Here is a 23722-nt window from a genome sequence, read left to right on the forward strand (position 1 = left end):
GAAATTATGTCCGTATCGATAAAGATAGGTCTTGGGCTAGATGGCAAGCTCATGATGCCTCACCCAGCACAAGCTGGTCTGATTGTTGGTGGACCATCTAAAGTTCTGGCGTGGCTGGAGGCGCAGCTCGGTCTTGCGGTACCAGACACGGGCTTCACAAAGCGGATGTTGCAATATCTGGCGTGTCTCAAAGAGGTGGATTCTACCTCACGGTTTTACCATGAGTCTTTGCTGGTTGACCCACTGGGTGTTGCAAGGCAGATACTTCAGTGGCGAGACCATCTGTATTTAGCAGCATGGGACGGTGGACAGCTCCCCCATGTATCGCCGCGCCTGACAGACATAGAAGCGGTTGAGAAACTTGCGCGTGATCGCGTCGCATTTAACGAAGGGCAACGGGTTTTTCGAGTTATTGAAGCGCTGGAGGTTATTTCTCTCGATATCGAGTTAGAGGTCTGCGACCCAGTAACAAGCTTTCCGGCTGTCTGGCAGCGCCTCTTGAACTATCTGGAGCCTCATTATCAGCCCTTTTATGCAGAAATTCCCGCGAAGTCGGACTCCGATTTGGGGCGGCTACAAACTGCATTGCGTTCCGAGACTTCAGATGCAGTTCAGCTGGAAGGTGATGGTAGTCTGATTTTGATTCGAGCGCCTTCTCGGGCATGCTCGGCTGAATGGTTGGCACACGCAATTGCGGAAAAATTAACGGCTCAGTCTGGACAAAGTATCGGCCTTCTGTGCGACGGTCCAGCTGATGCAGTTGATCTTGCATTAAAACAGGTTGGAGTTCCTCAGCTCGCAGTAGGTCAGGCGTCGGCACTGCGCCCCGTATTTCAGGTGCTGTCACTGGCACTGGAGTTGCTATGGGAGCCTCTCAATCCTCAGTACTTGCTGGCTTTCCTCGCTCATCCCGTAGGCCCATTACCGGTGCGACTCCGCAGACCTTTGGCTGAACTGGTAGCCAATGAGCCTGGTATCGGTGGAGAAGTCTGGGACGCCTGCATCGAAAAGATGATCGAATCGGAAATCGCTAAATGTGATATATCGGAGAAGGTTGCCGGCGTTGAAGGCAAAATTCGTGATCAATTAGCCTTTTGGCTGATGAACGAACGATACTCCAATTCCGAGGGGGCACCGCTGGAAATTGTCAAGGAACGAGTTCGAGCGATATCAACGTGGATGGGAGGGTATCGTCAGGTTCTAAGCCAGAAATCTGAATCGGAAGCGGAGATCGAGCTGATTGGCCAGGCACAAAGCCATTTATGGGAGTGCTTGGAAGCGCTAGACCAGTTAGAACAACAAAATTTGAGCCATATTGGTGCCAACGATCTGCGTCGCTTGATTAACGAAGTTCGCGGAGACGGATTTACCCGTCCTGACGTATGGCCCGAGCTATCGGCCAATCTGCCGACAATTGACTATGCAAAGGATCCAGCATGCTGCATTAGTAATCAGGATCTGCTTGTCTGGTGGGGAATGGATGCTCCACATCAGCCTCAGCACACAGGTTGGAACAGATCCGAACGTGCTGAGTTGTGCGCCAGTGGCGTTGAGATCGATGACGTGGGCGAAACCATCAGTTGGCACGCGAACTCATGGTTACGCCCCTTGTTTGCTGCTCGCAGTCTGCTGTGCCTTGTGATTCACGATGATGCTGAAAGTAAGCACCCAGTGCTGGACTTGATCAAGTCACGAGTGAGATGCATACCGGAGTACGACCTGCAAACGTTGATACAATCGACGGACGAGATGGAAAATTTTCCATTGGCCGTAACGTTGCGAGACCAGACCGCCCTTTGTCTACCTTCTCGCACACGTATATGGCAGTTGCCGGAAGGGCAACTGATTCCTCGACGGGAAAGAGAATCGTTCTCCAGTCTGGAAAGCTTCCTGTTAGGCCCATATCAGTGGGTACTCCGGTATCCGGCACGACTCAAGACTGGGGCTTTGTTGGAAATCAGCGATGATAATCGTCTGAAAGGCAATCTAGCCCACGCGCTTTTCGAAGCCTTCTTTAGCCGGCCTGAGCATGCTGCGCTTCATAGCCTTTTGCTCAGTGATGTGCGCGAGTGGTCCCGTTCGGCACTAAATGACCTTATTGCGACTCGTGGGACAGTGCTGCTGCTTCCAGGTCGTATGGCTGAGCGAGAGCGCTTCATTGAAGATAGCACTGAGGCGCTGGTAGCCCTTGTTCAACACTTACAAGCAGGCGATGTTGTCAGCGTACAGCTTGAGTCCGAGCAGGATGGAACCTTCACCGGCGGCAAACTCGCAGGTGTGCTGGATATGATAACAACTCGACGTGATGGGCGAGAAGCCGTTATCGATTTGAAATGGGCGGGTGCAAAGTACCGTCGAGAATCGCTTCGAGAAGGTACTTGTCTACAGTTGGCTATCTACGCTCAGCTTCGGCTACAAGACAGCGGACGAATGCCGGACGTTGGCTATTTCGTTATTTCGAGCCGAGAACTACTGATGTTTGACTCTGACTATTTCCCACAAGCGGAATCGATTCGTCCTGAGAATAACGAAGGTTTACTGCAGATCTGGCAGCGACTCGAAACAACTTGGAAACAGCGCCGGCAACAGTTGGACCGGGGAATGATCGAGGTGAATGTCAGCGGTACAGAACCGTTGGGAGCGTTTCAGCTAGATGAAAATGCTTTGACGGTTCCGGATACCTTTGAATCATTTAACGAGTTTGTAGCGTTGGTAGGATGGGAGGCCGAAGCGTAATGCGTAATATTGAGTTTATCAGCGCTGGTGCCGGTAGTGGTAAAACCACAAGCTTAACGCAACGGCTAAAAGACTTCCTGGAGAACCAGGGTGTTCAGCCAGAAGGAATTATTGCGACAACTTTTACGCGGCTAGCCGCCACTGAATTGCGAGAGCGTGTGCGACAAGCATTGCTCAAAGCGGGTAGGAATGACCTTGCGAATTCGATGGGGCTCGCTGCCATCAATACTGTGAATGGGGTCTGTGGGCAGCTCTTAAAGCGATTTGCGTTCGAAGCTGGTTTATCGCCGGAGCAGCGGGTGCTCGATGAACCGGAAGCCAAGCAGTTGTTTGGCGAGGCGCTCGATACGGTTATCGATGCGACTCCCGATCGAGTAAGAACTCTGAATCAGCTTGCACGACGGTTGGGTCATGAAGATGGCGGCAAGCCTTTATGGCGCCGTTATGTGATCGAGCTTGTCAGTGCCGCCCGCGCCAATGATTGTAATGACAGCCAGCTGGTCCAGTTTTCGCAGCTAAGTCGAGAGGAACTCCTCAGTTTCTTTCGAAAGCCAACTGACAGAGATCTTGATCAAGAGCTCCTTCAGCAGATAGAAGGTGCGCTAGAGACTATCGATACGGCGGCCGATACCACTAAGGCGACCAGAGACTATCTGTTACTTCTGAAACAGACCAAACGCAGCTTGACGTCTGGACAACTGAGTTGGGACCAGTGGGTCAAAATGTCGAAGACGTCGCCTGGTGCAAAAAGTCGCGCGGCAGCAGAAGGCGTTCAACTGGTGGCTGAGGACTTTGAGGTTCATCCCCGTCTTCATCAAGACCTGAACGAATATATCGATCTGGTGTTCCAGTTGGCGGAGATCAGCCTGGAAACCTATCAGACCACAAAACGTCAACAAGGGCTGCTCGATTTTGTCGATCAGGAGTTGCTGCTATTTCGACTGCTGGAGAGCCCAACGATTCAAGCTGTTCTGGAGGATGAGCTTCAGCTGCTGATGGTCGATGAGTTCCAGGATACAAGTCCGATTCAACTTGCATTGTTCTTACGTCTTGCGAAGTTGGCTGATCATGTCGTCTGGGTGGGAGACGTCAAACAGGCGATTTACGGTTTCCGAGGCTCCGATCCAGCGTTGATGCAACGTGTGCTGTCGGCGGTCCTGTCAGGAGGAGGGCAGACCGGAATACTTGAAAAATCATGGCGTTCGCGTCCTGCACTGGTGCACTACTGCAATGCCATTTTTTCCCACGCTTTCCAAAATACTGTACCAGCCAAGCAAGTGTGTTTGGAGCCAGCTCGCAAAGAGCAAGTTGACGAACCGGCCATTGTGCGCTGGTCCCTTTCTGGAAATATCGATAATCAGCTTGCAGCATTGGCCAGCGGAATCAGGAATCTGCTGGTAGAACGGTACCAGGTGATCGATAAAGAGACAGGTGAGCCACGTAATGTACGTCCCGGTGATATTGCAGTTTTATGTCGATCCAATGACCGGTTGAAAGTGCTTGCTCAGGCTTGTGCTGTCCAGGGGCTCGATGTCAGTTACACTCGACCTGGATTGCTAGCGACACCCGAGTGTACGCTAGCGATTGCTTGTTTGAGGCGAGTGTCTGACCGCAATGACTCCCTGGCAACCGCGGAAATCCGCATGCTTGCTATGGGGGAAAGCGTCCCAGAGTGGCTGCCTGAACGGCTCAATTATGTGGCAGACGAGGCATCCGAATGTATTTGGGGAGAAGACGGGACCAATGACATTCTGACCTCACTGGCTGATGTACGTACTCATCTGCGTAACTTGACGCCGTCCGAATCGCTCGCTGAAGCGCTACAGCGCGGTAAAGTTCGTGAGACTGTCAATCGTTGGGGGCCTACGAGGCAACGAGTTCGCAGTCGGCACGCAAACTTGGATGCGTTGCAGGGACTGGCGGAGCAGTATGAAAGCCATTGCAAAATTCGAAGCGAGGCGGCCAACGTCTCGGGACTCATTTTATGGTTGAAAATGCTCGAAAAAGAGGGCGAGGACTGGCAAGCAACACGGCAGGATGATGATGTATTAACGCTGGTGACTTATCACGGTGCCAAGGGGCTAGAGTGGCCCGTCGTTATCGCATTTGATCAAGACTACCCGATCAAGACCCGACTGTGGGGCGTTTCGGTTCGGGGTTCTGCTGAAGATGTCGACATTCTGGAACCGCTAGCACACCGAGTATTACGTTTCTGGCCATATCCATTTGGTAAACAGGCGAAAGATATTCCGGTGGTCGAGCGAATCCAGGCCGCTGAATCCGGCCAACAAGCCGAATTCGAGGCTCTAGAGGAGGAAAAACGACTGCAGTACGTAACCTTTACACGTGCTCGGGATCTGTTGATTCTGCCTGTAAAGGATGAACGAAGAGCTCAGGTGCCGAGTACATTGGGTGTCGAGTGGGTTTATCCGCATGATAACTGTTTGCTACTACCGGATGGTGCAAGCCTACCGGCACGGCAAGTATCCATTGAACCGCTAGAAGATCGCCAAGCGCTTGCAGATATCTATCAACCCTTGTGGATGCATACCGATCTCCAGACTGGCGTACTTTTGAGTAGAAGTGTAACGGCCTCAGCTATGGAGCCGCGGTTTGACGCAACTATTGGGGAGATCGTCGAGCTTGGCGAACGCTTGCCACTGACCGGCAAAGTCGAAGACATAGCGCGGCTAGGTACGGCCATTCACAACTCGATCGCCGCAGATACTAATGCCGGTGAGTCTCTGACGCTGGATAGAGTCGACGAAATCCTGGTGGAATGGGGTGTTCGGGATGCTATTGCGCCGGAATCAGCCATCGAAGCCAGCAGGCGGCTAAGACGCGCAATTTGTGACCGCTATCAGGTCGTCAGCTGGCTGGTTGAATATCCCGTCAGTTATGTGACCGAGTTGGGTCAGGAGATGACAGGGTTTATTGATCTACTCGTGGAAACGCCGGAAGGTTGGTTGATTATTGACCACAAATCATCCCCCGCGCGGAGAAGTGAATGGCAGGGCATAGCGCTTGGTTATTCAGGACAGCTAGCGTTGTACGAGCAGGCAATCAGTGAATTAACTTTCAAGCCTGTGCTTGGATGTTGGATTCATTTTGCAATCACTGGAGGTCTGGTGGAAGTGCGAACATGAAAAACATGCACTTTATGAGACCGATGTGCTAGCAACTCGCTCGAGCTATCTCGGTATAAACATCTAATCTAGCTTCATTCAAGTAAGCATCTGAATCTACAGGATTGTAGAATAGCGGGTCCTGGTCAAAAGGATTTAGGTTCCAATGCAAATTACAGGGTATCACGCCAAGTACTACGCGCATGAGCTTACACGTCGCCATGCCGCTGATGGTGTCGATCGCTTGTCGCAGTCACTGTTTGATGCCAGCGTAGACCTGAATCCCCACCAGATTGAGGCAGCGTTGTTCGCCCTGCGTAATCCGCTGCAGCAAGGGGTGCTGCTCGCTGATGAAGTGGGTCTAGGTAAAACCATCGAAGCGGCGTTGGTGGTGTGCCAGCTGTGGGCTGAGCGTCGCCGCAAGCTACTGATCATTGCTCCTGCCAGCCTGCGTAAGCAGTGGGCTCAGGAGCTGCTGGAGAAGTTTGCCGTGCCCACCACCGTGCTGGACGCTGTCGCCCTGCGCAAGCAGTCCGCTGGCAGTGTGCTGGATACTCTGCAACGCCTGGTTGGAAAGACCGCTATCATCATGTCCTACCAGTTTGCCGCCCGGCTGGAGGCCGAGCTGCGTGCTGTGCCTTGGGATATAGTTGTGATTGATGAGGCACACAAGCTACGCAATGCCCATCGCCAGAGTAACCGTACCGGGCAAGCCCTTCGCCGGGCGTTGCAAGGTCGCAAGAAACTGCTCCTGACGGCCACACCGCTGCAAAATTCGCTGATGGAGCTTTATGGGCTTTCCACCATGATCGACGAACATTTGTTTGGCGATGAAAAGGCCTTCCGCAAGCAATACCTGAACAATTCCGGCGGGCTTGAAGAGCTGCGCGGCCGCCTGGCTGGCTTTACCCAGCGCACGTTGCGAAAGGATGTACTGGAGTACATTCAATACACCGAACGCAAGGCGCTTACCCAACCGTTCAACCCCACGGACGAAGAACAGGCAGTCTACGAACGAGTATCCGTATTTCTACTGCGAGAAGAATCTTTTGCCCTACCAAAGCGCCAACGCCATCTCACCGGACTGGTTCTGCGCAAGCTGCTTGCCTCCAGTACCTCCGCCATTGTCGCCACCCTAGCAACCATCCGTGCGCGGCTGGAGCAGATGCTGCTGGATGACGCCGCTGTGGACAAGATCAACTTGCTGGAACAGTGGGTGGAAGAGGATGATCTCGAAACCGACTATCTCGAAGAACAAGAGCTTGGCGATAGTACCGAGCTTGAAGACTCCAACCCAGGCTATCTGCCTGCCGCGGAGCAGGCACTGTCAGATCCCGAGCAGAAAAAGCAGGCTATTCAACAGGAAATAGATGAGCTGAGCGGTATCATCGCGATGGCCCAAGGGCTCCAAAACGATACCAAAGCACAATCGTTACTTACCGCGCTACAGCTTGGTTTCGCCAATATGGCCGAGCTGGGTGCGCCCCGTAAAGCCATCATCTTTACCGAATCCAAGCGCACTCAGGAGTACCTGTACCAGTTTATGGCCGCCAACGGCTATGACAGCAAACTGATGCTGTTCAGTGGCACCAACAACCATCCGGATACCACTGCAATCTACCAACAATGGTTGGCAGAACACCAGGGCACGGATCGCGTGACCGGCTCTCCCCAAGTTGATCGGCGCACCGCCCTGATTGACCACTTCCGCAAGGACGATGGAACGGGGGCAGACATCATGATCGCCACCGAAGCCGCCGCCGAAGGGGTCAACCTGCAATTCTGTGCGTTACTGGTTAATTACGACCTGCCCTGGAACCCTCAGCGGGTAGAGCAGCGCATTGGTCGCTGCCACCGCTATGGCCAGCGCTTTGATGTGGTAGTGATCAACTTTCTCAATACCCGCAACCAGGCCGACCAGCGTGTGCTGGAGCTGTTATCCGAAAAGCTTCATCTTTTTTCCGGTGTATTCGGTGCCTCGGATGAAATATTGGGTCGCATTGAAAGCGGCATCGATTTTGAAAAACGCATTCTCTCCATCTATCAGACCTGCCGTCATCCAGACGACATCGATCAAGCCTTTAATGCCCTGCAGGCCGAGCTGGAAGACGCGATTAACGACCGGATCCAGGACACCCAGAGCCAACTACTGGAAAATTTCGATGAAGACGTGCACGACCGGCTCAAGCTGCGGCTGGATGAAGCTGAAGCGCGTCTCGATAAACTGGGCCGCTGGTTCTGGGGGGTAACCTGCTATGCATTACAAAAACATGTGCGCTTTGATCACGCTTCCTATGCCTTTGCTTTGCCCCAGTCACCCGAAGGCATCGAGCCGCCGGTAGCTTCCGGTCGCTATCAGCTCATTCGTGGCGCCGCCCAGCCGGACATGCTCGCCCATGCCTACCGTCTCAGTCATCCGCTGGGTGAATGGGCGCTGGAATCTAGCTTGAACGCGCTTACGCCCACGGCAAAGATCACCCTCGACTATAGCGCCCACGGCACTAAGATCAGCCTGGTGGAAAAGCTGATAGATAAGTCTGGCTGGCTACGGCTGGACAGGCTACAGGTCACCGCCTTTGAAACCACGGATACTCTGTTGTTTTCCGGCCTCACTGACGATGGCCAGCTGCTCGACCAGGAGGCTTGCGAAAAGCTGATGGCGATAGAGGCCCAAGGCAAACCTGGACCGGTCAATGCAGCGCCGCCGACTCAACTGATGGCCAACAGTGAGCGTCATATCGCCGCAGGCATTGCCAACATTCTCGAAGCCAATCAGCGCCTGTTCAATGAAGAGCGCGACAAGCTGGAAAAATGGGCTGAAGACAAGCTGGTGGCCGCCGAAGAGGCGTTGAAGAATACCAAAGCACGAATCGCCCAGCTCAAGCGCGATGCCCGCAAGGCCATCACCCTGCAGGAGCAATCCGACATCCTGCAGGAAATCTCGTCGCTGGAAAGGCAACAGCGCCGCCAGCGGCAGGAAATTTTTGCTGTCGAAGACGAAATCATTGAGAAACGCGATGCTCTGATCGAAGCCCTGCAGCAACGCCTGCAGGAAAAAACCGAAATCAACACACTGTTCACCCTGCGCTGGCAAGTGGTGTAACACCGTATGGACACAACATTTAAGGCTTAAGACATGAGTGCAAAGCAGAACGCCAAATTTCAGGAACTCGTCACCAAACTGCGCGAGATTTTTCAGATTGACCGCCCAGACTTGGATTTTGGCATCTACCGCATCCTCAATGCCCGTGCGGATGAAATCAATGATTATTTGGAGAAGCGCTTACCCGAAAAAGTGCAGGCTGCATTGAACAGTGGCAACGAAGCACAGCGCGAGCATGCCGCCAAAGAACTGAAGGAAAAAGAAGAGCAGTACGCCGCTGATGGCCTCAACCCGGACACTGTACCCAAGGTTCAGGAGCTGCGGCAAAAACTGGCCGAATACAGTGCCGGCGCCTCAGAGCATGAAAATGCCGTCTTCTCGCACCTGTTGACCTTTTTCTCCCGCTACTACGACAACGGCGACTTTATCAGCCAACGCCGTTACAAAGGGGATACCTACGCCATTCCCTACGCAGGTGAAGAAGTCATGCTGCACTGGGCCAACAAGGACCAGTACTACACCAAGAGCGGCGAGAACTTTGCCAACTACAGCTTCAAGCTCCAAGACGGTCGTACCGTACACTTCCGTCTGGTGTCTGCCGATACGGCCAAGGATAACCGCAAGGACAACGATAAAGAACGTCGCTTCACGCTGATTCAGCACAAAACCGTCACCCGCATTGATGAGCAAGGTGATGAATACGACGAAATACTGCCCCCTGTCGAAGAAGTGGACGGCACTAACGGCAAGGAACTGATTATCCGCTTTGAGTACGCACTTCAACCCAAGGGCACCAAACAGGGCGTCCTGGTCAGCCAGGCGGTGAATGTCATACTCGCCGACGAGGCCGTCAAGACCCGCTGGCTGGATCTGGAAAATCGAGCCCCCACTGAGAAAAACCCTCAGCGCACCCTGCTGGTAAAACACCTTGTGGATTACACCACCAAGAACACCGCTGACTATTTCATCCACAAGGACCTGGGCGGCTTCCTGCGCCGGGAGCTGGATTTCTATATCAAGAACGAAGTTATGCACCTGGACGATGTGCAGAATGCCGACGCCTTTGCCAACATCGAAAAGAACTTACGCATGATCCAGTGCCTGCGGGCGATTTCGCTGGAGGTTGTTGATTTTCTCGCTCAGCTAGAAAATTTCCAGAAGAAGCTCTGGTTAAAGAAGAAGTTTGTGGTGTCCAGCCATTACTGCATCACGTTGGATCGGGTGCCGGCGGAGCTGTACCCGGAGATTGTGGCGAATGAAAGGCAGTGGGAGCAGTGGAGGCAGCTTGGGGTGTGGAATGGAGTGACGCACGGCACGGTTGAGGACCTGGAGGCTGGGTCGTTTCGGATGGTAGATACCAGCTTGTTTGCAGAATCATTCCGTCATGCCTTGCTTAACCTTATATCCGAATTGGAATCAGGAATAAATGGGGTTCTTATTCACGGGGATAATTTTCAAGCTCTCTCAATTTTGGGAGAGCGCTATAAGAGCAACATTGACTCCGTTTACATTGACCCTCCTTACAACACAGATGGAAGCCCAATCGCTTACAAAAACGGATACAAAAAATCAAGTTGGAACGCGTTGATTGATACAAGGCTAAGGCGAACCGTTCCACTAATGTCGGAGAATGGGTTGCTTTGTGCGACAATTGATGATTTCCAGAAGGAAGATCTGACATTTGTCATGCAGGACGTTTTTGGCGTAGATGGAATTGCAGGCACTGTCGCAATTCGTTCAAATCCATCAGGACGGCCTGTTCCAAGCGGATTTGCTCAATCACATGAGTATGCAATTTATGCACATAAGTCAGCCACTGCAAAGATAGGGACATTGCCGCGGTCAGAAGCGCAGCTCCAGCGGTATCGGGAAGAGGATAGTAACGGGCGATACATGTGGGAGCTTTTCAGAAAGCGAGGCTCGGCGTCACTCCGATCTGATCGTCGCACTATGTACTACCCACTATACTTCAACGGAAGTGAGGTCCGCGTCCCTGAGATGGAATGGAATGAGGATGAGAAGGATTGGATTCTCACTGAAAATCCATCTATTCATGAAGAAATTCTCTGGCCTATTGACGAGCAGGGGTTACAGCGCCGGTGGCGTTGGAGTCCCACCAGAGTGAAAAAAGATTACTCTCAGTTTAAAGTAAAGGAAGAAGGGGGAGTTAAAACTGTTTACTACAAGTATCGGCCGCAAAGTGAGACAGTGCTTCCTCCAACCGCCTGGGTAGATGCTAAGTATTCTGCAACAGAGCATGGAACAGGTGTTGTTAAGGACCTATTTGGAACGTCAGCAGTATTTGACTTCCCAAAAAGTATCCATGCAGTTTTTGATTGCATATGGATTGGTGGCGCTGCCGGCAAAGATTCCGTTGTTCTAGATTATTTCGGTGGTTCAGGAACAACGGCACATGCTGTTATAGCCATGAATCGAGCTTACGGAGGGCAGCGGAAATACATCTTGGCAGATCAAGGTGAATACTTTGATAAGGTAATAAAGGGGCGTGTGCAGAAGGTAGTTTATTCGCAGGATTGGAAGGATGGTAAACCTTCCGCTCCCGCAACCGGCATTTCCCACTGCTTTAAGGTGCTCAAGCTGGAAAGCTACGAAGACACGCTGAACAACCTGCAACTGCACCGTGAAACTCGGCAGCACCAGACACTTGGCCTGTTGAACCAACAGGCCACGGAGGATTACCTGTTGCACTACATGCTGGACGTAGAAAGCCGTGGTTCGTTGCTGTCGGTGGAGGATTTCAAGAAGCCCTTTGACTATGAAATGAACATCGCTACGGATTCGGCGGGCGCCTACGAGCAGCGCAAGGTCGATCTTGTGGAAACCTTCAACTACTTGATCGGCTTGCGCGTTAAGCATATCGACGCCCAGCCAGAGCGGGGTTTTGTCACCGTTACCGGTACCCTGCCCAGCGGCGAAAGTTGCCTGGTGCTGTGGCGCGACTGTGAGCTGTTGGATTACGACGGTGTTAGTGGGCTCTGCGACAAGCTGGCCATCAACCCGGCGGATAACGAATTCGATGTGGTCTATATCAACGGTGACCACAATATTCCAACCGTGCTGACCCAATCCGCCGAGGACGGCGGTGCGACTCGGGTACTCAAGCTGCGCCAGATCGAGTCGGAGTTCCTCGAACGCATGTTTGCGATGGAGGATGTGTGATGGCAGGAGTACGCAAAAAGGCCGGTGTAAAGAAGCGCAGCTTCCATCAGGAACTGGTTCTAAACCGCTGGATGGTGGGCTTTTTTAAGGGTGGCAGCCTGGGTGCCTTGAAGCTGCGCCTTGGTGATGACCGGCATGAAGGCCTCGACGAGGATGGGCAAACCAAGTTTTTCCATGAGCTGACACGTAATCTGTTTGAAGTGGATCGCGTGTCCGAGATCGACCTGCGCCGCTATGACCTGAATATCGTCCGCTATTGGCAAGAAATTACGGCTGAGCGCAACAAGCTGGAAGGTCACGAGCTACAGATGAAGTACTTCCAGTACCTGTCGCTACTGTTCACCGAGATCTACCTGGATTGGTACTTCAACAAGCGTCAGACATTGCTTGATGGCCTGAACGAGGAGATGGCGCGTTATCGTGATGAAAAAGGGGCAGAGTCTTTCCGCGACTTCGTGGCAGACGACCTGAACAAGGTAGCCTTCTGGAATGCAACAGGTAGCGGAAAAACACTGCTGCTGCACGTCAACATCAAGCAGTATATGCATTATTTCCAAGCAGGTATAAAAGATCATTTCCCCAGCAAGATAATCCTGTTGACGCCCAACGAAGGACTGTCGCGTCAACACTTGGAAGAATTGAAACTGTCTGGCTTTGCCGCGCAATACTTCAACAAGAGCCAAACGCTGCGTTACCCCGGCATGGTCGAGATCATCGATATCAACAAGCTGGGCGATGAGATGGGCGACAAGACGGTCGCAGTGGAGGCCTTCGAGGGCAATAACCTGGTGCTGGTGGATGAAGGCCACCGGGGTACAGGTACGGCAGCCGGTGCGTGGATGAGTCGCCGCGAAGCCTTGGTGCGCGGTGGCTTTGCCTTCGAATACTCCGCCACCTTCGGACAGGCCGTCGCCAAAGGCTTTACCGTAGAAACTGCTGAGTTAGAGCTTCAGAAAAAGCGCGCTAAAATGCTGTTTGGCACCGCCAGCCTAAGAAAACTGGAAGAAGACCAGATGGCGCAGTTGGTCTTGACTCATGAGGAAAAGCGCCTCGCACGCGTCACAGCCACCCGCGAAATCTATGCCAAATGTATTCTGTTTGACTACTCTTACAAGTTCTTTTATGAGGATGGCTACGGCAAGGAGTCGCTGATCCTCAATATGAACGGCGAGGCCTACGAGCAGGCAGACAATGCCCGAAAATATTTCACTGCTTGCCTGCTAGCCTTCTATCAGCAGCTGTGGCTATGGAGTACCCATCGTGAAACGCTAAGCGACTTCAATATCGAAAAGCCGTTATGGGTATTCGTAGGTAATACGGTATCTGGCGAAGAGTCGGATATTCTGGAAGTGGTGAATTTTCTGGCCGACTTCCTCAATAACGATGCTCAGATCAAGACCTGGCTGGCCGACATGATTGCCGACAGGGCCCAGATTCTGGACGCCAAGGGCAGCAACATTTTCAAAGGGCGGTTCACCCCCTTAATGGGTTTGACGGACAAGGTGGATGCGCTCTATGCTGACATTCTGCTGCGGGTATTCAACGCCCCTGCTCGGCAACGGCTGAAACTGGTCAATATCAAGAGCAGTAAAGGCGAGCTGGCACTGCGCATCGGGGATGCATCGCCTTTCGGTTTGATCAATATCGGGGAGGATAGCAAGTTTTTCAGCCAGGCCGAGGATGCGGAGGCCTTTGACAGCGAACGTGACGACTTTGGTGGTGCAATGTTCGGCACCCTGAATAACAAGGACAGCCAGCTCAATGTCCTGATCGGCTCACGCAAATTCACCGAGGGCTGGAGTAGTTGGCGTGTCTCCACCATGGGTCTGTTGAACATGGGGCAGGGTGAAGGCTCGCAGATCATACAGTTGTTCGGTCGCGGCGTGCGTCTGAAAGGCAAGGGATTTTCGCTCAAACGTACCACCCCGCAGGAGCGACCCAAAGGCGTGCACTTGGACAAGCTGGAAGCACTCAACATCTTCGGTGTACGTGCTAGCTATATGGCTGCGTTCAAGGACTATCTGCGTGAGGAAGGCATTACCCCCAGCGATGAGATTCTGGAGCTGGATTTCCCAACTCGGGCCAACCTGCCCGCTGGCAAGCTCAAAACCCTGACGCTGAAAGATGGCTATAAGGACAATCAGAAGCTGGGCTTCAAGCGTACTCATTTCCCATGGCTGTACGAAATTCCTGAGCAGTTTCAGGACAAGATCAAAGTGCCTCATGTGATGCTGGATCTGTATCCGCGTGTGGAAGCGCTTAGCACCCAGCGAAGTGCCCCGCAAGGCAAAGGCCCCCAGATAGCCACTGAAGCCCGGTACAAAGGCAAACTGAATACCGATCTGTTTGCCCTGTTTGATTGGGATCGCATCTATTTGGCGTTGCATGAGTACAAAATCCAACGCAGTTGGAGCAACCTGCGTTTGGATCGGCAAAAGCTGGTCGCTTTCTGCTCCGGCTCAGCGGACTGGTACACGCTGTTCATTCCTGTAGTCGAGTTGACAGTTAGAAATTTCGGTGACATTCGCAAGCAGGAAGACATCCTGATTCGATTGCTGATCGACTACACCGACCGCTTCTACAATGCCTTGAAAAAAGGCTATGAAGGTCAGTTTTACGATATTACTCGTATTGATGAAGACCACGGTTCGGTGCTCAAACTCTACCAGTTCGAAATCGAAAATAACGACGACGGTCTGGAATATCAGAAAAAACTGGAAGTGCTGAAGCAGTTGGTGACTGATGGCAAAATTGGCGAGGCTAGCCAGTGGAGCGCACCGCACATGGTGGCCATTAGCTTCGACCGACACCTTTACTACCCGCTTCTGGCACTGGAAGACAAGGACGCAGTGCCATTGAAGCTGCGACCGTTAGCCTTCGATGCACCGAGTGAATGGGAGTTTGTGCACGACCTTGAGGCCTTCTACAACTCGCCCGATGGCAAGGAAGCTATTGGTGCTCGCAGCCTTTACTTGTTGCGGAACGCCGATAGCGAGAAGAAAGGCCTGGGGTTTGCCCTGGCTGGCAATTTTTACCCTGATTTTTTGCTGTGGCTGGTTGATGATGCCACGGGCAAACAGTGGTTGACCTTGGTCGATCCCAAGGGTCTTCGCAACCTGGATCTCTCGCACCCTAAATTGGGGCTGTACAAAGAAGTGAAGACGCTGGAAAAAACGCTGGCAGATCAGGCGAAGCCTGGTGAGTCACCGCTTGTTTTGAATGCCTTTGTGCTTTCACCGACGAAGTTCTCGGATCTGCTCAATGTGGGTGACCCCACCAAAAAAGCAGAGCTTGAAGACCATCATGTCCTGTTCATGGAAGAGGGCGGTGCTCGATACCTCACTAAAATGTTTGCGAAATTGGTTTAAAAAAATAAATAGATAATTAATCAGGGGTAAACCCCCGGCTATGCCGGGGTGACTCGCATAGGTTTGACCGAGGCTACGGTCAATGTACCTTCGTCTTTCGACCAAGAAAGCAGAAGGAAACCCTATGCGAGACTATGAAAGTTTGGCGCATACGCGCTGGGATTGTAAGTACCACGTGGTGTTCATCCCGAAGAAGAGGCGAAAGGTGATCTATGGGAAGTTGCGCCGGTACATGGGAGAAATTTTCCATGAGCTTGCAGGACGCAAGGGCGTGAAGATCGTTGAGGGACACCTGATGCCGGATCACATCCACATGTGTATCAGCATTCCGCCCAAGTACTCGGTATCCAACGTGGTTGGCTACCTCAAGGGCAAAAGTGCGATCGCTATCGCAAGACAATTCAGAGGTCGTCAGAGAAATTTCAATGGCGAAAATTTTTGGGCAAGAGGCTACTTCGTCTCGACGGTGGCCTGGATGAAGAGATGGTTCGTGAGTACATCCGTAATCAGGAGAAAGCGGATGAACATCGGGATCAACTGAGGTTGGGGATGATGTAGCGCCTTGGGCGCAACTGATAGCCCTTTGAGGGCGTCCCCTGATAAGCCTCCGGCTTTGCCGGAGGTCATTTAACTAAGGGGGCTGGCGCAATAGTAATTTCTTAATCAATTCACCTTGATAAAAGCTAGATGACCTCCGGCATTGCCGGAGGCTTATCAGAGAACACGCTCGAAGGGCTATCAGATTAACTCTGCTAGAAAAAAACGGGGGCGTCAGCAGTGGCTATCGCCGATTGGGGCTGATGAGTCGTTGGGCCTTTACAGCCAGTGACTCGGCACCTCGATGCTATAGTTCTTCGCTACAATCTGGAGGGTAGATAGGATCTCTGCATGCCGGGCCAGATCGGCTGGTTGCCAGCTTGTGCGGCGGCCCAGCAGGTCTTTCAATTCGCCCAGGTTGTACATGCCCAGCCGATGGAAGTTACCCCAACTGGGGATGCCGAACAGGTTGTAAATAACAACAGTTGCGTCACGCTCACTGGCGAGGCGCTTTTCACCGACCAACTTGCTGGTGGCCGCTTCGGCTTCGTCTTCGTCGTCGTATGTGTTGAGCAATTTCATGGATTAAGTATAAATTTGGCTATAAATTCAAGTAATTATAGCTAAACTTACGTCTTATAGTAACCTCAACGAGTTGTTGTCGCACAAGGACAGTATGAATAATATCGACGTATGGAGACGTTGCAAGGCCCTCTCAATCTCAGTTTTCAATATACCGCTGCACAGCGATAATCGTGCCGTTTCGGTTGTGTTTGGTTAGATGGTCGATCCCTGAATTTATACGGCGTTCAGCAACATTGTAATTCATAAAAACTGTGCTACCGCTTGGTGCCTCGTGCAGAAGTTTTTGTGCACAGAGCCCAGTCTTTAAAAAATAATGACATTAAAAAGAAAGCTGCTCAGGCTGACTTGGTTAAGGAACCGGAATATCGATCTTGTCGAGTTCCTGGTGCGCCCAGATGGTTTCCTCGTAGGAAGAGCGTGCCATCCTGCAGCCAGTATGGGCTTTGATGAGTTTCGATTTGCAGCCTATGTCTTGGCCGCCGAAGCAGATAGGTTAGAGTACATGATTAAAGAACCGGATGAGTACTGAATAAGATTTGTGCTTGTATGGGGAGGTAGGGCCACACAGCCAGTCACCGACCTGTGGCAGACTATAGCTCTCTGTGGATCTCACTGTTCTAAACGGAATTTGCCACTATGGCTGTACCCAAAAATCTGGTTCTTCATCTCTATCGACACTGGGAGGTGATCGAGTACCTGTGTCGGCTGTCGCGTGAGCTACCGGCCTTCGAGCAGTTTCGGGTGCTTGCAGCCATTGAGCGCTTTTCCTCTCAAGCAAATCAGCAGGCCCCCGCGGAGGTGCTGCGATCACTCTGTTCAGCCGACCTGCTCCAACCCTTGAGTCGCTCGGAAGATCTTCAGATCAATCCGCTGGTGCTGGACTTTGTACGTGGTTTGACTCGGGAACACGAGCTGGGCCTATCGGCCGTACTCAAGGCTCGTGTCGAAGCTGTCCGTGACGCGACTCGCCAACTGGCCGATGGCATTGAGCAACAGGGTACGGACAGCATGCGCACGGGCGCTGCGCGTTTGTCGGAGTTGTTCCGCCAGATCGCTCAACAGCTGGACCAAGACCGCCACGCAATCCTGGAACTGGCCGAGAAGGCCAAGTCCAGTGATGCTTCCATGCCGATTGCACGACGTTATCGGTCGGTGCTGGACGCCTACGACCAGTACGTCGAACCCATGAACGAGATGATGGATAGCGGGCTGGGCGGTACATTTTATCCGCATCTTGAACTGGCGGTGCAGACCCTGGACCGGGCTGAAGAATATCTCTCGATTCGCGGTGCTCTGTACACTCAGCGTTTGCAGCTTCGCCAGGTGGCCCAGCAGGCCAAGGAACTACGTAGGCTGGGACGCGTGGTAGCTCAGCAGTGTGCCGATACTCTGCTGCCCTTGCGGGAGGAGGCTCGTCAGCACAATGCGTTGTCCACAGCTATTAGTGAACTTCTGGGGCTTGTCCGCAAACGTGGTCTGAAAACGGTGTTGCGCAACAAGTCCAGAGTGGGTGCTCTGCCGGGGTGGCAACGTGAACGCCGTACCCGCATACATCTTGGTGATGAGACCCGCACGCTAATGGCCGAGGCGCAATATTTCGAGCCGCAGATGCAGGCCTTCCCCGAAGCAGTACTGGGTGATCCTGCTGATCTGAATGTCTGGGTCGATGAGCGGGGCTTGCGGCAGATTTTAGCGCAGGCCTTGCCAGTGGAGAATCTGCTGCTTTGGCTGCAACAACACAACCCGAAATTGCCTGATGCCGTGCTCTTACGCCTGTATCATGATTTGGTCCGCGAGCCGGACTGGCAGGCACAACTGCTGTTGCAGGAAACGCGTACTGACCTTCAAATTGTTAGGGTGAGTTACCATCCGCACCGGTTGTTGCCCCTGTCTGCAACGAAAGGAGGAGCTTAGGATGAGCGGTAATATCGAACTGCAGCGGCTGCGACATTTGGCTGAGCTGTTCAAGCTATTCAACGGTGGCAAGCATCTGAACCGTCTGTCCGATGCGGCTCTCTGGGCCGAGCTGGAACAGGAACAAGAAGTTTACACGGCGTTGTTCCAGGCATTGGGGTACGAACTTTGTGTCGATGGCCGCGGTTTTGCCTGGTTCCACAGCGATGACTTGAGCCCAACGGTGAGTAATCAGTCACGCCAACTGGCGCTGCTGTTCATGGTGATTTTTGACACCCAGGCCGATGCGGGCAAGGCACTGAACCGATGCAGCGAGTGGCGGGTCGAGCGCTCGCTGATGGAGGTTGTCTTCGACCAGCATCAGGACCTGCTGGTCGCCGAGGGGCTGGATGCGGACACCTTGCTGGGCTTGTTGGACAAGGCAGAAACCTTCGGCTTTGCAAGACGGATGTCCGGTCACTGGGAACTGCTGCCGGCAGTTTGCCGTTATCTAGACCATTTCGAGGCACTGGCCGAACAGGCGCGTGAACAAGCAACTGCGCTTGATACTGACCTTGATGAATCCGATAGCCATAATACAGAAATTCACGACTCCGCCAGGACAGTGGATAACGATGAAAATAAGGTATTGGTATGATGCGCTACGGCTTTCAGCGTCTGGTGCTGCTGGGCAGCGCCGGCTACCAACGGGCGGAACTGCCACTGGACGATGCAGTATCCCTGATCGCGCCGAACAACACAGGTAAGACCAGCCTGATCAACGCGCTGCAGTTTCTGCTGATAATCGACCAGCGGCGGATGGATTTCGGCTCCCACGAGTGGGGTAAAACCCGTAGGTTCTACTTTCCCAACAACAGTGCTTACATTTTGCTGGAAGTGGTATTGCCCCAGACCGGCACAGTGGTATTCGGCTGTGTCGGCAAGGGGGTCAGTCACGAGTACGAGTATTTTGCCTACAAAGGGGAGCTGAATGTGGACGATTTTCGTCAGCTCCAAGAAACCCTGGTACAGCAACCGCAGTTGATCGGCCACCTGGCTGGAAAAGGACGGACAGTCTATCGCTACGATTCGAGTGATTTTTCTCGGTTGATCTACGGTGGCAATCGTGGGAGGCGCAGTGCCGAACCGGATTTCACGGTTTTCAAGCTGGAGCACGCCAGTGATGCGAGGGTGTTCCAGCAAGTTCTGACACGGACGCTGCGGCTGGACAAGCTGACCTCTACCGATGTGAAAGCATATCTGTTGCAGATATTCCGACGTGACCTGCCGGATGCCAGTATCGATTTCAAGCAGGAGTGGGACAAGGCGTTTCATGACGTAAATGCCGATCGCGCCCAGTATGAAGCCGCAGACAGGCAGCAGGATCGCATCCGCAAGCTGGAACAGTTCTATGAGATGCGTTTGGCCCTGCGAGGCAAGCTGATTGACTGGCGAGGGCGGATCGATGATGGCTTGTCTCGCTGGCAGGCACACTATCAGCAACGGCAGGGGGAGCTGAATGCCCAGGTCCAGCAGATGCATGCACACCAGAGTGAACATACAGAGCAAATTCGCAAATTGGTGGAAACCGAAGTAGAGCTGAAGCAGCAGGATCAACGGATACAGCTGGAAGAAGCGCAACAGGAAAAACTGCAGAAACGGTTTGCCCTGGTCAGCGAACGCCGGGTGCTGGAACAACAGCTGGAGGCGACACAAGCCGAGTTGGATCAGGTGACTTCTATACTGTTACAGGCCGATGGTCGCTCGCCGGCTGTTATCCAGCAAGCACTGCGCCGGCAGCGCGAAGACCTGGATACCCTGAAACGACAAAGGCGTCATCTGGACGACAACCTGTATCGGCGTTTGGCTGAAGTTCTGTCCGTCGAAGAACTGGAACGGCTTAACCGTGTATTGAGCGGACAGGCGATGGTGCTCGCAGTGGACGCGTTTTCGCTTGACCCGGAGCCTTTGCGTGCTGCTCTGGCAACAACCTCGGGCGACAGGCTTGCGCTGGCAGGGCTGGAACTGACGCTGGAGAACCTGAGCCCTCAACATCAACAGCTGACGGCGGCGGAGCTGGATGAGCAGATCGGCGATGGCGAGCGTCAAGTCTCCGCTCTACAACAGCAGCTTGAAGCCGCGCAATCGCTGGAAATGACACAGCAGCGTAAAAGGACGCTGGAGAAAGATAAGCGGCAGTGCGAACAGGATCTGGCCGATTTCGATCAGTTACAGACCCTGCTTCAGAAGGCTCCGGAGCGGCAGGCACAACTGCAGAAAGTTAGCGCCGAGCTACGGACGGTTGAACACGAGTTGGCGAATTCGCAACAGCAGTCTGAGCAGTTGCGAATGCAACTGGATGAGGTGATTCGGCAGCAGAACAGGCTGGAGCACGATCACCGAGTGATTGAACAGTTGCGCAACCACAGGGCCGATACCGCAGAGGAATACAGCTATGTAGCAGACATGCCGCATCACCCCTGGTTGGGTGAAACCGAGTGGCCGCTGGAGCAGTTGGCCGAGCGCTTGCAGACCTATCAGCATGACTGCAAACAACTTCAACAGCTTAATGCCGAACTGAATCTCGGACTGAATGAGCTGCATACTGGAGGGCTGACCAAGTATCAGTACACTGATATCCGCGACCTGGAGCTGAAGCGCATCATCGAATTCAGCCATCAGCTACCGCAGGAGCGGGAGGCACTGGAGAAAAAGGCCCGCAGTGCCGTTGTGAATGTGACCGCCAGCCTGAGAGAGCTGCGTGATGGACTCTGGGCGTTTCAGAACAAGATGCGTGAGTTCAACCGCCTGATCGGACACCGGCAGCTGTCGGATCTGAAAACTTTCAAGATTGAGGCCGAGGATGAAATCCATTTGGTTGAAGCGATTGATGCTCTGATCGACAAGGCGGAGCAGGTTGAGACCGGTGACAGCTTCGAACTTTTCAACCAGGCGAGCGTGCTGGATGACGACAAGCTAGACCGCGCCAAGCAGGTTCTGATCGACGAAGGTAACGCCCGGCAGGGGCTGAAAGTGGCAGACCTGTTCCGGTTGGTGTTCGTAGTGGGTAAGGTGGATCAAACGCCAGAGTCTTTTCAGGAGATCGATGGTGCCGCCTCCAATGGCACAGTGTTGATGGCCAAACTGGTGACGGGCCTGGCCATGCTGCACTTGATGCAGGACAAGCGCCACAACCTTCACGCCGTTTGCTATCTGGATGAAGCACTGGCTCTGGACAGTCGCAACCAGGCCAGTCTGATCGCCACTGCCCAGGAGTTTGGCTTCTCATTGATCTTTGCCTCACCGGCACCGCTGACCACGGTGCGTTACTGTGTCCCGATTCATCATCACAAGGGGGCCAACCATATCAGCCGGGACAGCTGGCAGATCCTGGAGCCACTGGACGAAAAACCGACCGAGGTGGCTCTATGACCAGGGCGCTGCAACCCGCGCTTACGCGCCTTTTACAATCGGAAAATGAACAGATATCCGCGTCTCAGCTGACCTCGTCCCAGCGCCGTGCGCTGGATGACTTTCGGGTCCGCACCGGTTCGATAGTGCAGCAAAGCAGCGGGCGGGGATCTGTCTATCGAATTGTGAACAGAGCCGTCATCGAGCAGCATCTGCACGAACAGGCCCCCCTTGCCAATACGAGGATGGATGATGCCTTGCCGCAACGTGCCGCCAATATCGGCCGTGCACGTTCCAGCAAGATCGGCCAACATGCCCATGAACTTTATTATCTGCTGCTCAAAGCACGTGGGCCGGTTGTTTGGTACCAAAATGGTGGGCAGTGCCTCGATCTGGAGTCCGTGACCCGGCAGCAGGGCGCTGCCGTTTTTGCTATTGGGGGCGAGACAGGGCAAGGCTGGTATACCGAAGGACCACTTTGGCTGGTAGAAAATCAGGCGCTGTTCGACCAGTTGGACTGGCTGCCGGGTGATCAGGCCGCAACGGTGGTCTGGTACAGCGGCCAACTGCGGACCTCGTTTATTGAGTGGCTGGCGCAGCGTCCACGTGCCAGCACCATCCACATGTTTCCCGACTACGACGGCGTTGGCTTACATAACTATCTGCGGTTGAAACTGCGGCTGGGCGATCAGGTTAGTTTCTGGTTGATGCCTCAGTGGGAGCATAAGCTACAACGCTTCGGCAGCAACACGCTCTGGCAGGCTACAGCCAGAGACTTTCATGCTGCCTTGCCGGGGCTGCAACCTATCATGGAATCCGATAAGGTATTAAATCAACTGGTTATTGCCATGCAGTCGCAAGGCTTGGCATTGGAGCAAGAAGCAGTGTGGCTGGAAGCTTGAAGTGAAACTATATGTTTCAATCCTCGCCCTGATAGACCTGTAGATACTCGAAAACGTGAGCGAGACCCTCTAACGAGAATAGCCTTGCTCCGTGACCAGTCGGACCGCGTCCTGTTTAAACTCTTTGGTGTATTTCTTTCTCGTCGTCATCATCTACCTCGGTTTCAGAGATTATCGTTTAACTGAGGTGTCCGGCAGCATTAGCCCACGTCACGTTTACGTATTTTTGATATTTATCCAAAAAAAATTAATATCGAGATTGTGAATTGACGCGAAGGGGAAGAGAGCTGGGGAAATCGGTTGGATTCCCCTTGTATTGTTATAAAGATCATGCGGTATTGAGTTAGTCGAATTTCACAGAAGCGCCCGCTCCGCCAGAGACACATGCCCCTCGGTACTGACGACAACATGATCCAGAGTGCGTACGCCCACCATGCTTAATGCATCCCGAAGTTGGATGGTGATACGTTTATCGGCCTCGCTGGGTTCTGGGTCACCCGATGGGTGGTTATGGACCAGGACCAGGGCGGCAGCGTTATGAGATAACGCGATCTTGACGACTTCCCGCGGATAGACGCTGGCAGCATCCAGCGTGCCTCGAAAGATCTCCGCAAACGTAATGATCCGATGACGGTTATCCAGCAGCAGAGCGCCAAAGACTTCATGCTCGTAGGCATGCATCAAAGTTTGTAGGTAGGTAAATGCATCGGCGGGTTGCTCGATGCGGCGCCCCTTGGCCAGGCGCTGGCGGGATAGCTGTTGCGCCATGGTCAGAATGTCCTCTTCAGTGACAGGTGTTTCAGCAACATAGGTACCGGCTTTCTCGCCGGCTTTGAATTTGTGGTATTTCATTGAAGGCTACTCCGGAGGTCCCCGGGATGC

Annotated in this window: 12 protein-coding genes and 1 pseudogene; 10 read left to right on the plus strand and 3 right to left on the minus strand. The window is 53.2% G+C overall.

Annotated features, from left to right (window positions below; all coding sequences use genetic code 11):
- Positions 1–6: 6 nt before the first annotated feature.
- The 6 genes and pseudogenes from A8C75_RS08975 (at position 7) to tnpA (ending at position 16070) form a co-directional block, all read left to right on the plus strand.
- Complete coding sequence (locus A8C75_RS08975; RefSeq protein WP_067380960.1) at positions 7–2736, plus strand: PD-(D/E)XK nuclease family protein; 2730 nt, start codon at positions 7–9, stop codon at positions 2734–2736.
- Positions 2736–5882, plus strand: a complete 3147-nt coding sequence (locus A8C75_RS08980) for a UvrD-helicase domain-containing protein (protein ID WP_067380963.1) — start codon at positions 2736–2738, stop codon at positions 5880–5882. Before A8C75_RS08975 ends, A8C75_RS08980 begins: the two co-directional genes overlap by 1 nt.
- A 145-nt stretch (positions 5883–6027) precedes the next feature.
- Complete coding sequence (locus A8C75_RS08985; protein WP_067380966.1) at positions 6028–8964, plus strand: SNF2-related protein; 2937 nt, start codon at positions 6028–6030, stop codon at positions 8962–8964.
- 33 nt (positions 8965–8997) lie between these two features.
- Positions 8998–12144, plus strand: coding sequence for a site-specific DNA-methyltransferase (locus A8C75_RS08990; protein ID WP_067380969.1), 3147 nt, complete (start codon positions 8998–9000; stop codon positions 12142–12144).
- Positions 12144–15512 carry a DEAD/DEAH box helicase family protein gene (locus A8C75_RS08995; protein ID WP_067380972.1) on the plus strand — a complete coding sequence of 1123 codons (3369 nt, stop codon included), beginning with the start codon at positions 12144–12146 and terminating at the stop codon, positions 15510–15512. The genes A8C75_RS08990 and A8C75_RS08995 overlap by 1 nt, the downstream gene beginning before the upstream one ends.
- A gap of 124 nt (positions 15513–15636) precedes the next feature.
- A pseudogene (gene tnpA, locus A8C75_RS09000) lies at positions 15637–16070 on the plus strand (IS200/IS605 family transposase).
- Positions 16071–16328: 258 nt separating this feature from the next.
- On the opposite strand, the gene A8C75_RS09005 reads toward tnpA, so the two are convergent.
- Positions 16329–16631, minus strand: coding sequence for a hypothetical protein (locus A8C75_RS09005; RefSeq protein ID WP_067380975.1), 303 nt, complete (start codon positions 16629–16631; stop codon positions 16329–16331).
- A gap of 639 nt (positions 16632–17270) precedes the next feature.
- On the opposite strand from A8C75_RS09005, the gene A8C75_RS09015 reads away from it, so the two are divergent.
- Genes A8C75_RS09015 through A8C75_RS09030 form a run of 4 tightly spaced genes read left to right on the plus strand, consistent with a single transcriptional unit; the run spans position 17271 to position 22840 of the window.
- Entirely contained in the window at positions 17271–18548 is a 1278-nt protein-coding gene (locus tag A8C75_RS09015) for a hypothetical protein (protein ID WP_067380981.1), read from the plus strand.
- Position 18549: 1 nt separating this feature from the next.
- On the plus strand, positions 18550–19185 hold the full coding sequence (locus A8C75_RS09020) for a condensin complex protein MksE (protein ID WP_067380984.1): 636 nt from the start codon (positions 18550–18552) through the stop codon (positions 19183–19185).
- The gene (locus A8C75_RS09025) at positions 19182–21959 is read left to right on the plus strand and encodes a hypothetical protein (RefSeq protein WP_227819867.1); all 2778 of its coding nucleotides are present in this window, start codon (positions 19182–19184) and stop codon (positions 21957–21959) included. Before A8C75_RS09020 ends, A8C75_RS09025 begins: the two co-directional genes overlap by 4 nt.
- Complete coding sequence (locus A8C75_RS09030; protein ID WP_067380987.1) at positions 21956–22840, plus strand: DUF7281 domain-containing protein; 885 nt, start codon at positions 21956–21958, stop codon at positions 22838–22840. The genes A8C75_RS09025 and A8C75_RS09030 overlap by 4 nt, the downstream gene beginning before the upstream one ends.
- A 69-nt stretch (positions 22841–22909) precedes the next feature.
- Here A8C75_RS09030 and A8C75_RS24255 read toward each other — a convergent pair whose 3' ends face one another.
- Complete coding sequence (locus A8C75_RS24255; protein ID WP_120785177.1) at positions 22910–22993, minus strand: transposase; 84 nt, start codon at positions 22991–22993, stop codon at positions 22910–22912.
- A gap of 201 nt (positions 22994–23194) precedes the next feature.
- The gene (gene radC / locus A8C75_RS09035; RefSeq protein WP_067380990.1) at positions 23195–23692 is read right to left on the minus strand and encodes a RadC family protein; all 498 of its coding nucleotides are present in this window, start codon (positions 23690–23692) and stop codon (positions 23195–23197) included.
- Positions 23693–23722 lie beyond the last annotated feature (30 nt).

Origin of the sequence: Marinobacterium aestuarii (assembly GCF_001651805.1) — a bacterium.
In the GTDB taxonomy this organism is placed as follows: Bacteria; Pseudomonadota; Gammaproteobacteria; order Pseudomonadales; family Balneatricaceae; genus Marinobacterium_A; species Marinobacterium_A aestuarii.

Coding starts and splice junctions, on each gene's coding strand:
- A8C75_RS24255 (WP_120785177.1), bottom strand. CDS start 22,993: ATGATGACGACGAGAAAGAAATACACCAAAGAGTTTAAACAGGACGCG.
- A8C75_RS08990 (WP_067380969.1), top strand. CDS start 8,998: ATGAGTGCAAAGCAGAACGCCAAATTTCAGGAACTCGTCACCAAACTG.
- A8C75_RS09025 (WP_227819867.1), top strand. CDS start 19,182: ATGATGCGCTACGGCTTTCAGCGTCTGGTGCTGCTGGGCAGCGCCGGC.
- A8C75_RS09005 (WP_067380975.1), bottom strand. CDS start 16,631: ATGAAATTGCTCAACACATACGACGACGAAGACGAAGCCGAAGCGGCC.
- A8C75_RS08985 (WP_067380966.1), top strand. CDS start 6,028: ATGCAAATTACAGGGTATCACGCCAAGTACTACGCGCATGAGCTTACA.
- A8C75_RS09015 (WP_067380981.1), top strand. CDS start 17,271: ATGGCTGTACCCAAAAATCTGGTTCTTCATCTCTATCGACACTGGGAG.
- A8C75_RS08995 (WP_067380972.1), top strand. CDS start 12,144: ATGGCAGGAGTACGCAAAAAGGCCGGTGTAAAGAAGCGCAGCTTCCAT.
- A8C75_RS08975 (WP_067380960.1), top strand. CDS start 7: ATGTCCGTATCGATAAAGATAGGTCTTGGGCTAGATGGCAAGCTCATG.
- A8C75_RS09020 (WP_067380984.1), top strand. CDS start 18,550: ATGAGCGGTAATATCGAACTGCAGCGGCTGCGACATTTGGCTGAGCTG.
- A8C75_RS08980 (WP_067380963.1), top strand. CDS start 2,736: ATGCGTAATATTGAGTTTATCAGCGCTGGTGCCGGTAGTGGTAAAACC.
- radC (WP_067380990.1), bottom strand. CDS start 23,692: ATGAAATACCACAAATTCAAAGCCGGCGAGAAAGCCGGTACCTATGTT.
- A8C75_RS09030 (WP_067380987.1), top strand. CDS start 21,956: ATGACCAGGGCGCTGCAACCCGCGCTTACGCGCCTTTTACAATCGGAA.